We start from the raw sequence: 13395 nt of genomic DNA, 5'->3' as shown, positions 1-13395 counted from the left end.
GGAAAAACCGAAACTGCCTATCCCAGTTTGTGGAGGAGCGGCTTCATTGTCCCAGTATTTCGTAACCTTAAACGATGACGGCCGATCTCTGTTGTATATTTGTTGAATGAGAGAATTGCGATCAGCTTACCCTCTAAGTCGCTCTGTTAGCTATGCCGGACTGGTGATGGCGTGGATGCTCTGATGCTGTCAACTAAGGAAGAAATACCAAAGAATCTGCAAATTTTTGCCGCTTTACCCCTAGAGGCTAAGAAGTTGTTGCAATGCCTCAAAGCACATGAAGGCTTGGAATGAAATACATTGGCCCGGGAAGTTTGGATACCTCAGAGGAACGAGCATGGAGAAGGCAGATATGACAAATCCCACTTTAGTTCAGGGAATGTTATCGAAAAACCTGCTGGGTTATCTCCCAATGATCTGTTTTATATGCAGCTTTTTTGTGTCTGCCGCTACATCGCAAGCCTCTGAGCTTCCCTTGATCAAACTAGATAGAGAAATGCGAGCGCCGTCGGGTGCCAAATCACTATGCAAAGACTACTCGTGGGCGTGCGCGAGCGCTCGTAGTTCTGGTCTGTCCGTGGCACAAGAAAATCAGATCGTTAAAACGATCAACACGCGCGTCAATCGGAGAATCCGTGCCGTTTCGGATCAAAGCCAATATGGGACAAAGGAATACTGGACACTGCCGACGCAAGGGTCAGGAGATTGCGAAGACTTCGCTTTGCAAAAGAAGTTTGAACTTGTGCAGAATGGTTTGGATCCTACGAAGCTACTAATTGCGACTGTCTTGGACACCAATCGCAATGGCCATGCTGTTCTAGTCTATCGCTCGAGTGAAGGCGATTTGGTTCTGGACAATGTTACCAACAGGATCAAAACGTGGAAGGAAACGAGGTATCTTTTCCTAAGAATACAGGACCCACTACACCCTGACCGTTGGGTGCAGGTTTCTAGCGGCTAAACCGTTGGGTAAACATTGGTTGCCTCTCGCAATTGATGTCACGACCTGCATTGTTCTGGGCGCATATTTGAGTTTCGTTGCTCCGTCCGACTCGTCCATCTGCTTGTGTTTGCACCATTGCGTGTGAACGAATTCGATCCGCGCGCCAGATATCTCCGAGGTGTTGTATTGGCCCACCGCTGGGATTCCGCAAGCCATACACGTAGACAATGGGCGCGTTTCCGCAGCGAAACCTTCCATTTGACCTGCTCAGATTGGGGTATCTCCGTCAAGTAAAGGCCACTGGGTCGAGCGCATTACGGCGACGATATCGAACGCCTGATTAGGACGACCATGGAGGCCGTTCATCTACTTTAGGGAAGAACGCAATCATCCCCCAAGGATAAGGGGAAATGCGACGGCTCCGGCACTGCGTCGATGACATTGGAGGAGTTCGAAGACTGGCTGCACCCGGAGATATGCCGTTATCACAACACCCGTCACAGCGGGTTGCGGCGAGCACCGATGGCAGCTTGGGCGATCCTCAGTTCTGGTGACGCAGACAGAAAAGTTTTTGATGCCTAGGCGTTTCGCATCAGCGAACTTTCTTTTGAATGTCGTCAGTTGGCGCGACGCATTCAGTCCCATGATCGGTCGTGGTAACGATCAAGCACGAACCCCGCTATATGTCCCGGATCTGGACTGTAAATGACGATAGAACGAACCTAGTTACGCGCTACAAGAACCTGTCGCGTCCCAGAATTCACCTTGGGAGGCGCGGTGCGCGCGGACCTGAAAATAGGCGTGTAATGGCGAGCCGATCCCGGAGGCAATGCTGTTTCAGATTATTGAAGAACAAAGATGTTTCGCGTGAGCTGTTCCACTTCATCGCCTACCACCTGCTTCAGCTCAATCTCACATAGAAACTTGGAAATCTCTTCGTCTGATGGTTGCTTCTTCGCTCTGCCAAATCCCCGTCTCGCACTCGGTGTATTTGCATAGTTTTAGAGGGCTAGGGCTAATGTGTGCTTGTTGCTCGAGTATAGACTCTTTTCCAGATTTAGAGTCAAAACAGGTATTGAAACCGAGCTAACAACCGACCAGCAAATATGAAATCTCAGATGGAAGTTCTCGATCAAGGATCAGCCTGACGCATGTGCCTGCCTACCCTCACGCTTTGCAGAACCTGCCGCGACGCGGATTCCACCCTTTATAATCAGCTAGCCGCAACGCTGGAGGCATCGGGGGTGCAAGCCGAGTTGCAGCAAGTAGATTGCATGTCCGGTTGTCGCCGACCACAGACGTTGGCGGTGCGACAAAGCGGCAAGACCGCCTATCTGTTCGGAGAGATTACTGCAGTCGATCTTCCGGACATAATGATTTTCATGCGGATGTATGAGGACAGTACTGACGGCGACTTCGCTGACGCCAGGAAGCTAGGTAAGCTACGTTTCAAGGCGATTGCACGTATACCGGCACAAAAAAGATAGCCCACATGCAACTTGCCGGCCAAAACTCCGGTGTGGAGTTTTCAGCTTACAGTTTGTGTTTTTCGACTTAGCCTTCTGCACTTAGCGGCTAAAATCTAAACCAATCCTGCCATTACTTAAGATTAACCGCTGCAGAATGCTATGATGTCGCTTTCGTACTTGACGGAACGCAGCACTATGGAAGAATAAAGGCTTCTACGGTGTCCAAAGGTGCTTACGCACTGGGACTGAAACGGGAATGAGGACGGTGCATTAAACTACTGCACTGAAGCCTTGACCGCCCCCGCGACTGTGAGCGGCGAGCGGCCTTCCAATACCACTGGCGTAATGGCGCCGGGAAGGGGGAAGTCTGCTGTGACCTGCGAGTCAGGAGACCGGCCGTAGAATGGACACAACTTATGCCGTCGGGTGTGACGGTGAGGAGGATTAAAATGACGACAAAAACGATCAAGGCATCCGCCGCTGGCGCATCCTTTCTGCCTGCAGTATTCGCCGTGGTTCTGGGTCTGGGGATCATTACCGTGACTGGCCATGTTCAGGCTTCTGGCCTGCATGACGCGGCTCATGATGTGCGCCACGCAACTGGCTTCCCCTGCCACTAAGACAATGTTCAGTCGTATTCTGACCAGCGGCTTGTTCGCTGGTGCTGCAGCGGGGCTGATTGCCGCCCTTCTGCAGTTGTATTTCGTGCAGCCCGTGCTACTTCACGCCGAGCTCTATGAAGGCGGCGACCTGGTACATTTTGGCGCTGATCCGGTAACTGCGCATCCCGACCTGCCCGGCATGTTCGCCGAGCCGATGCGCGATGGTCTCAGCATTATCTTCACCACGCTTACGTACACTGGTTATGCGCTAGTCCTGGCGGCTTTGATGTCGGTAGCCGAACGTCAGGGGCATGAAATCAACGGCCGCACCGGCCTGCTTTGGGGTCTTGCGGGCTTTGTCGCCTTCCACTTTGCTCCTGGCTTGTCGCTGGCTCCAGAAGTTCCCGGAGTGGCGGCAGCAGATGTCGGAGAGCGTCAGATCTGGTGGACGGTCACCGTTGCCGCAGCCGGCGTGGCCATGTGGCTGATTGCCTTTGGAGGTAACCTGGTAAGCTACCTGATTGCGGCCGTGCTGCTAATGGTACCGCATATTATCGGGGCCCCTGAGCCCGACAGTTTCTCTGGGCCGGTTCCGACCGAGATCGGGGCGCTTTTTGCTGCCCGGGCCTTCGGCATCGGCATGGCCGCCTGGGCACTCTTGGGCAGTTTCACCGGCTACTTCTGGCAGACAGAAGGCAAGCGCGCAGGCGCTGCAGTCTGATCGCGCTCCTCCATTGCTACCCCGCTGGTTACACCGGCGGGGGCTTTCTTTATTGAGGATGACAAGATGTCCCGTTCTCTCGCTCTCTTTGCCATCGGACTTGTCTTTGGCGGCGGTGCTGGCTTTGTGATTGCCGCCAGCAGCGGTAGCACCTTTGAGAGCCATGATCATACTGACCCGGCCCAACATGGCGGCAACATGGAGATGGCAGCGCACGACCACTCCGCGGCCACTAATCTACCTGCCGACAGCGACGCCCCCAGTGTGGCGATCCAGATGATTAAGGATCCTATGGCGGGCTGGAATCTGCGTGTGACACCGCAGAACTTTCGCTTTGCTCCGGAAAATGCTTCCTCGGCTGACGTTCCAGGCGAAGGTCACGCGCATGTTTATATCAACGGCGAAAAGCTGGGCCGCCTTTATGCCAATTGGTTACACCTTCCGTCGCTCCCCGATGGCAATGTTGAGGTAAAAGTTTCTCTCAATGGCAACAGCCACAGCCCTCTGATGGTTGAGGGTGTGCCCGTAGAGGCCAAAGTGACCGTCCAGCCTGACGGCGATGACTCCTGAGTGACATTCCTGGCTGAGAAGACAACTACGTGGGTTCAGCAGGTCAAAGCGGCAAGTACAGCGTGCGTGCGGGTTTTTGCCGCTCTGTATCCAAGAACAGACAAGCTGTTGCAAAGCACCGCAGAACATGAAGGCTTGCGATAGAGTACTCTTGGTCCGGCAGTTGCGGATGCACTGGAAAACTGAGCATGGGGAAGGCAGATATGACAAAACCCACTTTAGCTCAGGAACGGTTTTCGGAAAAGATACCGGTTTATCTATCGATAGCCGGTTTCATATGCAGTTACTTTGTCTCTACCGCTACATTGCAAGCCTCTGAGCTTCCCTTCATCGATCTTGATAGAAAGATTGAAGCGCCGTCGGGGGCCAAATCACTATGCAATGATTACTCTTGGGCGTGCGCGAAAACTCGTAGTTCTGGACTGTCCGAGGCGCAGGAAAAGCAGATCGTTAAAACGATCAACATGCGCGTCAATCGGAGGATTCGCGCCGTTTCGGATCAAAGCCAATATGGTACAAAGGAGTACTGGACCCTGCCGACACATGGATCAGGAGATTGCGAAGACTTCGCTTTGCAAAAGAAGTTTGAACTTGTGCAGAACGGTTTGGATCCTACGAAGCTACTAATTGCAACTGTCTTGGACACCAATCGCAGTGGCCATGCTGTTCTAGTCTATCGCTCGAGTGAAGGCGATTTGGTTCTGGACAATGTTACCAACAGGATCAAAACGTGGAAGGAAACAAAGTATCTATTCCTTCGAATACAGGACCCGATTCACCCTGACCGTTGGGTGCAGATTGCTAACGGCTAAAAGTAAATGTGGCGCGCCACAATAAGCACTGGCCCTTTAACTTCTGGTTCTTTGCGGCGTTCAGTTGAGGTCTCCGCTTTTTCTTTCGATCAGACTTTCACCGTGTAAGTAACCGGCCTGCGGCGGCAACACTGGAAAGCGCGATTTTGGCGCCGTTCACGATGCCCGGTTCGATATGCACTTTCTTTCTCCCAAAGCCTCACCCGGCGCCTAACGGTAGATCTCCTGACTCGCGACTGAACGCTCACGGAAATGGGTCATTTACGGAATTGGCACCATTGAGCTCACCGCGCCGATTCCCCGTCTTATTCCTTTGGCTTGCATCGCCGGAAATCGAAAACATGTAAGCCCAATTGGCCCGAAGCTGCGTATTTGAGCGTCAGGTGGAACAAGAGAATAAGATGTGTAACTTTGGTCATTCGCGGCACCACGCATGAGCTTACGCAGAGCGGACAAAGCTTACATTGAAGCATTGTCCGCGTAATCGCTCTAGATCTCCTATGCTCTGTCTGGCGGAAATCTGAAGTTCGAGAACATCGGTCTTTGGTGTAGCTGGCTGACAAACATCTTTTTAAATTCGAAGTGGTGTGGCAACGTTTCGCCATCCTGAAGAACTGCATGCTAGTGTACAGACTTCCACCATGAATCTCATAAGGAGAAGACATGCTAACGAAAATTCTAACGTCTGCATTTTTCTTTATTTTGCCCGCACTCAGTTTTGCTCAAACAGCTGAGCGCAGCGTTACCATCGAAGCCGACGCGACAGTTAAGTCAGTTGATCCGGACACTCGGCTCATCGTGCTGCAAAACTCAGAGACAGGTGAAGAAGAGACCATTCTTGCAGGACCGGAAGTCAAAAACTTCGATCAAATTGAAGAGGGTGACACAGTCAAAGCGATGTACACACTGGGGATGGCTGCAAGCATTGCTTTCCCTGGCGAGGTTGACAGTTTGGTTGAATTGGAAGGCCAGGCTGCAGAGGGATCAACACCGGGCATGGCTGCCGGAACAATGGTCACCTTGATTCTGACTTTTGTGTCCTTCGACAACGCGAGCTCAATCGCCACTGTGACGGACAGCAGTGGTACAGAACAAATGATCGAGGTTGAAACAGACGTTGGTCGCGAGTTTGTCGAGCAGCTTAGCCCGGGAGACAAAGTAGCTCTGAGCTTCACGGAAGGTCTCGCCGTGGGAATTGTCGAAGAATAGGCGTCCGCAGCGAAACCTCACTAGGTGAACTATTGTTTCCTCTTTCACCACCGATAAAAAGCTCGTTCCATCGCTTCCCGCATCCCAAGCCACGTCAGCGACCGCTATGCTTTTGTAATTTCGTAGCACCCAGTCCCCTTGCTAACTTGAACACGATGTCAAAAACGCCGATGTCCTTTCATTCGGACTTTCCTTGGCTTATTTCACAATTTGATACGAGTTCGGAGATTGTTATGATTGGACCAGTGCGTTGAGAAGAAATAGATGGCCTCCCAGCGACGTCACTCACTTACATCACCGGGAGGCGACCAGACACGTCTGGTGGATGCGGCAGCAACAGAGGTAATTAAGATTTGCTACGCACCCCAATACTTGAATCCAAAATGCACCAAATCAAGTATTTTTGCGCGCGCTAAATTTGTTTCTCACTCTCTTGGTGCTTGCTTCCATACTCTACCCTACTGGCCCGCGTTAGAAAACGTGGCCGTGCCGTGCGATTGGTTGGTCACGAGGTTAGTCAGCAGAGTCTAAAATTAGTAGGCAAGGCACCTTTTTTGCTACCTGCGGCTCAACGCACATTCGAGATAGTTTGGCAAGGCACATGGGCAGACTAAATCCCCGCGTTGCCTATCATCTCAGGTTAGGGTGGCGCGGGGAACTTTGATCCAACCCGCGATCCGCACCGTAAAATGGTTACCCCAAACTGCTTCCCGCGTTGTTCAATTGGTTTCCCTCCGAACAATGCGGGTTTTTTGGGGATTGAGGGGGTAACGAGTTTTCCGTCGCTAGTGGCCGATCGGGTCGGTGAATTCCGGTCCGGTCGGCGTTAGATGATCAAACGCTTGGCTACCGAAATCGTTCCGCAATTCAGGAAAAAACGAAGCCCTTTCCCTTCGGTTTTGAGGCTTGTTTGCAAGAACGGCGTTTACCGCCTATCTTCGCATCCTCATTTTGCGATATTTTTTTTGGGAGCGTATCTATGAAAACTACAACTAAGATTGTTTTTGTTTCGGCTGTTCTCGCATTCGGGGCAAAGTTAGGGCACGCCAAGGACAAGAACATTCTGCCGAAAGACAATGCAGAGTTTGTAAACTACGGCGAAGAATCCGGCTGGAACATCTTTGTAGACAAGAGCCGGAATACCTGCCTGATTGAACGGGTCGATGAGAATACAAACGTTGTGCAAATGGGTCTGACCCCAGACAAGGAGTTCGGCTACATAGGGGTCTTCACCAAGGCGGACATTGAGTTCGAAGATGACAAGGTTGAACTGCTCATGGACAACAAGTTGTACTACGGCGATACAACAGCTGCGCCACCCAATCTGGCAGATGGGTATAATGGTGGCTATTTGTTGGCCAACAACCCCGACTTCGTGGCAGATGTGATGGAGCGCGAAGCCATGATCGTAATGCCGGAGAGCAATTTTGCCTTCGAAGTGAGCCTTGCCGGTACGAAGAAAGCGATTGAAGCGGCGCGTGAATGCAATGCTTCTCTCACCAACTGATTTGTCTCAATTTCTCAAGGCCGCTCACGTTGTGGGCGGCTTTGTTTTGGCAAAGCGGTCTCAAAGACTGAGGAAAGCCGACGTTCAATGCTGTCAAACGCATCGAAACCCGGCTCGCGGCCGGATAATTTATCTGCCCCTGCGCCTGAACACGAAACGGCAAAGATAGAAACGTCTGCGTCGATATAGCAGGGACCCACCCTTGCAACTGTTCAGATAAAACTTGAACCGCTCTTCACCAACGATCCTGATCGCAGCGTCACTGTTGGCTATCAGCCCCTTTGCCCATTCGGCCAGAGTGTATTGGTAGTCTTCCGGGCGGTTTTCCATTGAAACCAGTTCCAGATGCGGATGGGACGCTTCGATCACGTCCGCGATTTCTGGCAGGTCACTTTCGGGGAAAATCTCATGTATCCTATTCATATCACGCTCTGCCGGACCAGCGTCACCCCACGTCATGGTCTGTAGGGAAAACCGGCCATCTCGCGTCATCCACTCGGCACAACGCCGGAACAGTTCCGAGTAAATTCGCAGCCTTTCTTCCCGTGACATACTGGGTTTCACGAAGTGCTCAAAAGCGCCGACGCTGACAATGGACTCGTAGGGCTCTTCAGGTTCATGATGTTCGTAGCTTTGCAGAGCCGCGGTTACGTTGGGCAGGCCTAAAGACCCGATGTAACGATGCTGAAGGGGGCTCAGTGTAAGGCCGTGTGCCGAGGCGGCTCCCAGTCGTTTGACCCCAGCGCTCAGCAGAGTGCCCCAGCCACAACCGATGTCCAGCATGCGGTGCCCCGACGCAACATTCGCGGCACTGAGGTGATAGTTGATTTTTTCGTCCTGCGCTTCGTCCAGTGTCATGCCCGGTCGCGTGAAGCGCGCTGCCGTGTAAGTCATAGATCTGCCGAGCCAAAGCGAAAAAAAATCGGCGGGCATATCGTAGTGAAACTCAATAGCTTCCTGCGACGCCCCGGAGTTTGATTCAGTCATTGGCTGCCCCCGGCTTCAGCGAGTTCAGGCGATCAGCAATGTCTTCGATTCTGTCTTCAAAGTCGAGGAAATCATCAGGTAACAGGACCTGAGATTCGGCCTCAAGATGGTCGATGAGTTCGACGGCGCCAATGGAATCAATCCCCAGAGTAGATACGGTATCCGAACCCGAAATGTGGCCGTTTACAAGATGGTTCGGCAGGACCTTCTCGCTGGCGAGATCGCGCAGAATTGAGATCAGCCGATCAACTGTCCAGTCATTCCGGTTTTTCTGGTCCATCAAACCCGTCCTTCCCTAAATAGTTGCGCCGCCTTCTGGCGCATGAGTTTTCCACTGGAGGTGCGCGGTAAACGCCCTCCTATCGCATTTCTGATTACATCGACCTGTAAACCCAGTTCGCCAGCCACTGCAGCGCCCACCCTACGGGCTTGATCATCATCCCAGTTGCGACACTCTACTAGGAGAACAATCTCTTCCCGGTCTGCGCCGGAACGTATGCACGCAAAGGCCACGGCGCGTCCGACGCCGAGGTTCAGCGCATTTTCCGCGACCGCTTCAACCACAGTTGCAGGGAATGCTTCCGCGCCCCGCTTCAACACGTCCTTCGTTCGACCGGTAACATACAATCGACCGCCATCCATGAAACCCAAGTCGCCCGTATCAAACCACGCGTCCGATGCGAATGCTTCAAGCCCGAGGTAGCCTTTCAAAACTGATGGTCCACGGACCTGGATATGCCCCTCATCACCGGCGCCAATCTTGGTTCCGTCTTCGGTTACGATCCGGCACTCCATGTCCGGCAGCACTGGCCCGCAGGAGATGTACCCGTTACTGACAGACCACGTTTCACCAGAAGCACCACAGGAAATGCCTACGACAGTTTCCGCCATCCCATAGGTCGGCTGCACTACCCCTTTGCTTAATCCTGCAGCGGAGTATGCCTCCTCGAAAGCGTCAACCACTGCCGGAAACACCATCTCGCCGCCGATCCATGCATATCGAAGAGCAGTCAGGTCCACATTTTTGACTGTCCGGCGCGTCAATAGTTTCAGCGCTGTGGGCGGAGCCGTTGTAATAGTACCACCATAGTTTGAAATCGTTTCCAGCCACGCGGCCGGGCGACGTACAAAATGTTCAGTTTCCATGAGTACTAGGTTCGCTTTGCGGCTCAATGGAAGCAGAACTGCCATGAGGCCCATATCGTGATAAAGAGGTGCCCAGGACACCATCCGATCTGTCTCTGACAGCTTTGATCTCTGCGCTATTGCGTCCAGGTTGGCCTTAAGTTGCCCAAAGCGAACTACGGCCCCCTTGGCCCCGCCTGTGCTGCCCGAGGTGAATTGAACGAAAGCAATGTCGTCCGGGCTTCGATTTGCCAGAAAACTATTTGGATCTAAGGATAAATCCGATTGGGCGTCGTCTTGCGGCAACTCCAGCGTGTCAACTGTAGCATCCAAGGCCTCGGGCAAGTCTGTGCCCGCCTCCTTGAGCAACAGTCTTGGCTGCAGAACGGACCAGACATCATCCACACGGTGCCGCGACCGTTCAGTCGCAGTCCGACCCGCAAAGGAAGGCAGCACACAAAAAGCCGCGCCGGCGGACCAGCATCCGAACATTGCCGCGATCTGGTCTTCGCCTCGGTGCAACCACATGGCGACGCGATCACCCGGCGATACACCGTTCGACTTCAAAAGCTCCGCGATCAGCGCGGCGCGACGGGCGATGCGTGCCCTCGGAACCGCCACACCATCTGGAGACGTTTTTCCAACAAACACAAAATGTTCGGGCCAATATGTTTTCATATGGAAAATCTCTTTATGCCATTTTCTAAAAGATGATCGAGTCGGAGTCAGCTATCAACCGAAAATGGCGAATCCTACCGGACTGCTTCTATCGCCCTTCGGGCATACGACCTACAGCGCGGTCGGACTCATCTGTCACCGCATTCAGCGCTTTTTGCAAGCTAAGTCGAAGCCTCTCGCTTTCGATGTCGTCTGGAAAGCTCGATACGGCTTCATGCCATTCCTGGCAAAACAAAACGCCGCGAGTCCACAACGCGGGAAACCACATCTTGTCCCAAGTCGGCAGGACGTGGACCCGCCGCGCCGAGTAACTAACTAAAAAAACGCGTTTCGCAGAAGCGCGTGCCCAGGTTACTGGGGCAAGCGAAGCAATCCTGGCTGGTCCTCTAGGGCCGTCTGCTGCCACTCCAAGAGATACGCCCTCGCGAATGCCTCGCAACACCGCCCGCGTCAGCGCGACATGGCGTTGGTGCGAAGACATGCTGATCGTACCCAACCCAAATCGTTTGACAACATTTCCAGCAAGCTGACCAGCTCTTGAAGAGGATGTAAGCGAACAAATTGGTCCAAGCGAAGGGTCAAACAAGTAAGGCGACATCATCAGTCGTTGGTGCCAGAGCACGATGATTGCTGGCTCGCCGCTCCGCAATGAGTCTTCGAGGTCTTCAAATCCGATCCTCTCCCACCTTGATGTCGAAAATGCCAGCCAAATCCATGCCGCTACCATGGCTTCGACGCTGCGGTTGAGCCACGGGACGTCTGCAATTTTTCTTTTTTTTCCCATCACTTTTCACCGGCAACCGTTGTGGCTATCTTCGGCAACCGGGTTAATGAAAGCAATAAAGAGCTGGAAGATTCTTGTGCTGCGATGAACAAGTCTCTTCAGCAGGCAGGGCCAGCGCGTCGATACTCAGCACAAGGAAGGTTTTTTGGCCATTTGGCAATTTATCTCTCTGCGTCTGAACTGAATACTTCGGTCATTCATGTTACTGCACGTGCTGTTGCCAGAGCAGAGGCGCTTCCGGTTTGGGCTCGATTTAGTAATTTGCGGCTTTCGGTGTAAGCGACTGCTTCGTGAACGGAGTGGCCGTCGGCTCCGTATCGTCCACTGCGCTAGACCTTCGGTATCTGCTGAATATTGATGCAATTCAGGTTAGGAGCGGTCGGTCAGCCCGAAATTTGCGAACGACAGCTGCCTCAAGCCGGTTGTCAGAGCAATCGGCAAAGCCTTTGAAAACACCAGATCAGCGCAATTAGTATAATGACTGCTTTCGGGACTAGGTTGCAAGTCGAGCTTCTGACTCGTCGCAAGACCGCTTCTAGCCCGAACCGGAAGTGTCTAGCGATCGTACAAGAAAGCCTGTTCGCACCAAAATAACAGTCGTCAGCAATCCTACGCAGTTTCCGAGGATAGCGCCCATAAATTAATGTCCTCTTCCGCACTGACCTCATCAATCCTGAAGAGTTCCGCGTCGGTAAATTCCATATTTTCGACCGCACCGGCGCAATCCACGATCTGCTCGGGTCGAGAAGCGCCAATAAGTGCAGTCGTTACCCGATCACCCCTCAAGACCCAAGCGAGCGCCATCTGCGCCAATGATTGACCGCGCGATGCCGCTATCTCGTTTAGAGCCCGGACACTCGCCAGTGAACGTTCGTTGATCATACCGTCCAAGAGCGACTTGCCTTGGGTCGCCCGACTGTTCGCAGGAATTTCGTTCAAATACTTCGATGTCAAAATACCCTGTGCAAGAGGCGTGAACGCAATCGATCCGACGCCCATTTCGTCAAGCGTGTCCAATAGCCCGTCGTGTTCAACCCATCGGTTAAGCAGGTTGTAGGAAGGCTGATGGATCAGGCATGGTGTTCCAAGGTCTTTCAAGATGGCAAGCGCTTCGCGCGTTCTTTGCGAGTTGTAGCTTGAAATCCCGACATAGAGTGCGCGCCCGGAGCGCACGATATAGTCCAGAGCGCCCATAGTCTCTTCCAGTGGGGTATCCGGATCAAACCGGTGGGAATAAAAAATATCTGCGTAGTCGAGCCCCATCCGCTTGAGCGACTGGTCACATGATGCCACAAGATATTTCCGTGATCCCCACTCCCCATAAGGACCTGGCCACATGTCATAGCCGGCCTTGGTTGATATGATGAGTTCGTCCCGATAGCCTGCGAAATCAGTTTTTAAAATTTCGCCGAATGCTTCTTCCGCCGATCCCGGCGGCGGGCCATAATTATTTGCCAGATCAAAGTGTGTAATACCCAAATCAAAGGCAGTCCGGCAAAGCTCGCGCTTTGTCAGTTGCGGCGTATCCCCACCGAAATTGTGCCACAGCCCAAGGCTTATCGCGGGTAGCTTTATGCCAGACTGACCGCAACGGCGATAGACCATTTGCTCATAGCGATCGGGATCAGGAAGATAAGGGTGCGGTCGGGGTTTCGGAGGGCGTTGCACTTTGCTCATCTTTCCATAATCCTAGATCATCACACCTTGTCAATTCAACGAGATCGCAATCAGGCATCAGCAAAGCATGCTGCAATCACTTCCAACGAACAGAAGTTGCGGCCGAAACTCGGCCGTAGGCCTTTTTGACTTCGCTGTGCTCGGCGTGAACGACAGCTGCGCGGACAACGCTGCCTTTGTCTACGCTTTCGCAAATTCTGAGACTCTAATGGCATCTTCGCGCAAGTTACTTCCTTCAAAAAAATAGTGGCCACTAGCCAAATGATGGCCATAGTGTACTGCGCGTTTCATTGGTCGTAGTGAGGTCGAAA

The 13395-nt window shown here is 52.7% G+C and carries 14 protein-coding genes and 1 riboswitch; of the genes, 9 read left to right on the top strand and 5 right to left on the bottom strand.

Features of this window, described 5'->3' with window-relative positions:
• Positions 1-337 precede the first annotated feature (337 nt).
• The 8 genes from ACR0J2_RS18135 to ACR0J2_RS18100 all read left to right on the top strand — a co-directional run bounded on the left by ACR0J2_RS18135 (position 338) and on the right by ACR0J2_RS18100 (position 7833).
• A complete protein-coding gene (locus tag ACR0J2_RS18135; RefSeq protein WP_253762183.1) occupies positions 338-961 on the top strand; it encodes a transglutaminase-like cysteine peptidase in 624 nt (207 codons plus the stop codon).
• 1133 nt (positions 962-2094) lie between these two features.
• Positions 2095-2430 carry a DUF1636 family protein gene (locus ACR0J2_RS18130; RefSeq protein WP_170481541.1) on the top strand — a complete coding sequence of 112 codons (336 nt, stop codon included), beginning with the start codon at positions 2095-2097 and terminating at the stop codon, positions 2428-2430.
• Positions 2431-2611: 181 nt separating this feature from the next.
• A riboswitch (cobalamin riboswitch) is annotated at positions 2612-2827 on the top strand.
• A 34-nt stretch (positions 2828-2861) separates the two neighbouring features.
• The gene (locus tag ACR0J2_RS18125) at positions 2862-3032 is read left to right on the top strand and encodes a CbtB domain-containing protein (RefSeq protein WP_170481539.1); all 171 of its coding nucleotides are present in this window, start codon (positions 2862-2864) and stop codon (positions 3030-3032) included.
• A 4-nt stretch (positions 3033-3036) separates the two neighbouring features.
• Complete coding sequence (locus ACR0J2_RS18120; protein ID WP_171676554.1) at positions 3037-3735, top strand: CbtA family protein; 699 nt, start codon at positions 3037-3039, stop codon at positions 3733-3735.
• A gap of 66 nt (positions 3736-3801) precedes the next feature.
• Entirely contained in the window at positions 3802-4305 is a 504-nt protein-coding gene (locus ACR0J2_RS18115) for a hypothetical protein (protein ID WP_171676556.1), read from the top strand.
• 203 nt (positions 4306-4508) lie between these two features.
• Entirely contained in the window at positions 4509-5117 is a 609-nt protein-coding gene (locus ACR0J2_RS18110; RefSeq protein ID WP_480634869.1) for a transglutaminase-like cysteine peptidase, read from the top strand.
• A gap of 663 nt (positions 5118-5780) precedes the next feature.
• The gene (locus ACR0J2_RS18105; RefSeq protein ID WP_480492255.1) at positions 5781-6326 is read left to right on the top strand and encodes a hypothetical protein; all 546 of its coding nucleotides are present in this window, start codon (positions 5781-5783) and stop codon (positions 6324-6326) included.
• Between the two features lie 979 nt (positions 6327-7305).
• Positions 7306-7833: a hypothetical protein gene (locus ACR0J2_RS18100; RefSeq protein ID WP_480813455.1), complete on the top strand. Its 528-nt coding sequence runs from the start codon at positions 7306-7308 to the stop codon at positions 7831-7833.
• Positions 7834-7962: 129 nt separating this feature from the next.
• On the opposite strand, the gene ACR0J2_RS18095 is transcribed toward ACR0J2_RS18100, so the two are convergent.
• The 4 genes from ACR0J2_RS18095 to ACR0J2_RS18080 all read right to left on the bottom strand — a co-directional run bounded on the left by ACR0J2_RS18095 (position 7963) and on the right by ACR0J2_RS18080 (position 11407).
• A complete protein-coding gene (locus ACR0J2_RS18095) occupies positions 7963-8820 on the bottom strand; it encodes a class I SAM-dependent methyltransferase (RefSeq protein WP_480527128.1) in 858 nt (285 codons plus the stop codon).
• Positions 8813-9100 carry an acyl carrier protein gene (locus ACR0J2_RS18090; RefSeq protein WP_170682848.1) on the bottom strand — a complete coding sequence of 96 codons (288 nt, stop codon included), beginning with the start codon at positions 9098-9100 and terminating at the stop codon, positions 8813-8815. Before ACR0J2_RS18090 ends, ACR0J2_RS18095 begins: the two co-directional genes overlap by 8 nt.
• Positions 9100-10623 (bottom strand): AMP-binding protein, encoded by a 1524-nt coding sequence (locus tag ACR0J2_RS18085; RefSeq protein WP_170682847.1) that lies wholly within the window; start codon positions 10621-10623, stop codon positions 9100-9102. The genes ACR0J2_RS18090 and ACR0J2_RS18085 overlap by 1 nt, the downstream gene beginning before the upstream one ends.
• 88 nt (positions 10624-10711) lie before the next feature.
• The gene (locus tag ACR0J2_RS18080) at positions 10712-11407 is read right to left on the bottom strand and encodes a DUF374 domain-containing protein (RefSeq protein WP_170682846.1); all 696 of its coding nucleotides are present in this window, start codon (positions 11405-11407) and stop codon (positions 10712-10714) included.
• Positions 11408-11428: 21 nt separating this feature from the next.
• Here ACR0J2_RS18080 and ACR0J2_RS18075 point away from each other — a divergent pair, with 21 nt between their 5' ends.
• On the top strand, positions 11429-11686 hold the full coding sequence (locus ACR0J2_RS18075) for a hypothetical protein (protein ID WP_170682845.1): 258 nt from the start codon (positions 11429-11431) through the stop codon (positions 11684-11686).
• Between the two features lie 330 nt (positions 11687-12016).
• On the opposite strand, the gene mgrA is transcribed toward ACR0J2_RS18075, so the two are convergent.
• Complete coding sequence (mgrA, locus tag ACR0J2_RS18070; protein WP_170808341.1) at positions 12017-13084, bottom strand: L-glyceraldehyde 3-phosphate reductase; 1068 nt, start codon at positions 13082-13084, stop codon at positions 12017-12019.
• Positions 13085-13395 lie beyond the last annotated feature (311 nt).

This window comes from Ruegeria sp. CG4, from assembly GCF_056537185.1.
The sequence above is the reverse complement of the archived record's forward strand: the minus strand, read 5'-3'. Positions and strand labels throughout refer to the sequence as shown.

Excerpts from the sequence above, each read along its gene's own strand:
- ACR0J2_RS18135 (WP_253762183.1), top strand. The coding sequence starts at position 338 with ATGGAGAAGGCAGATATGACAAATCCCACTTTAGTTCAGGGAATGTTA.
- ACR0J2_RS18130 (WP_170481541.1), top strand. The coding sequence starts at position 2,095 with ATGTGCCTGCCTACCCTCACGCTTTGCAGAACCTGCCGCGACGCGGAT.
- ACR0J2_RS18125 (WP_170481539.1), top strand. The coding sequence starts at position 2,862 with ATGACGACAAAAACGATCAAGGCATCCGCCGCTGGCGCATCCTTTCTG.
- ACR0J2_RS18120 (WP_171676554.1), top strand. The coding sequence starts at position 3,037 with ATGTTCAGTCGTATTCTGACCAGCGGCTTGTTCGCTGGTGCTGCAGCG.
- ACR0J2_RS18115 (WP_171676556.1), top strand. The coding sequence starts at position 3,802 with ATGTCCCGTTCTCTCGCTCTCTTTGCCATCGGACTTGTCTTTGGCGGC.
- ACR0J2_RS18110 (WP_480634869.1), top strand. The coding sequence starts at position 4,509 with ATGACAAAACCCACTTTAGCTCAGGAACGGTTTTCGGAAAAGATACCG.
- ACR0J2_RS18105 (WP_480492255.1), top strand. The coding sequence starts at position 5,781 with ATGCTAACGAAAATTCTAACGTCTGCATTTTTCTTTATTTTGCCCGCA.
- ACR0J2_RS18100 (WP_480813455.1), top strand. The coding sequence starts at position 7,306 with ATGAAAACTACAACTAAGATTGTTTTTGTTTCGGCTGTTCTCGCATTC.
- ACR0J2_RS18095 (WP_480527128.1), bottom strand. The coding sequence starts at position 8,820 with ATGACTGAATCAAACTCCGGGGCGTCGCAGGAAGCTATTGAGTTTCAC.
- ACR0J2_RS18090 (WP_170682848.1), bottom strand. The coding sequence starts at position 9,100 with ATGGACCAGAAAAACCGGAATGACTGGACAGTTGATCGGCTGATCTCA.
- ACR0J2_RS18085 (WP_170682847.1), bottom strand. The coding sequence starts at position 10,623 with ATGAAAACATATTGGCCCGAACATTTTGTGTTTGTTGGAAAAACGTCT.
- ACR0J2_RS18080 (WP_170682846.1), bottom strand. The coding sequence starts at position 11,407 with ATGGGAAAAAAAAGAAAAATTGCAGACGTCCCGTGGCTCAACCGCAGC.
- mgrA (WP_170808341.1), bottom strand. The coding sequence starts at position 13,084 with ATGAGCAAAGTGCAACGCCCTCCGAAACCCCGACCGCACCCTTATCTT.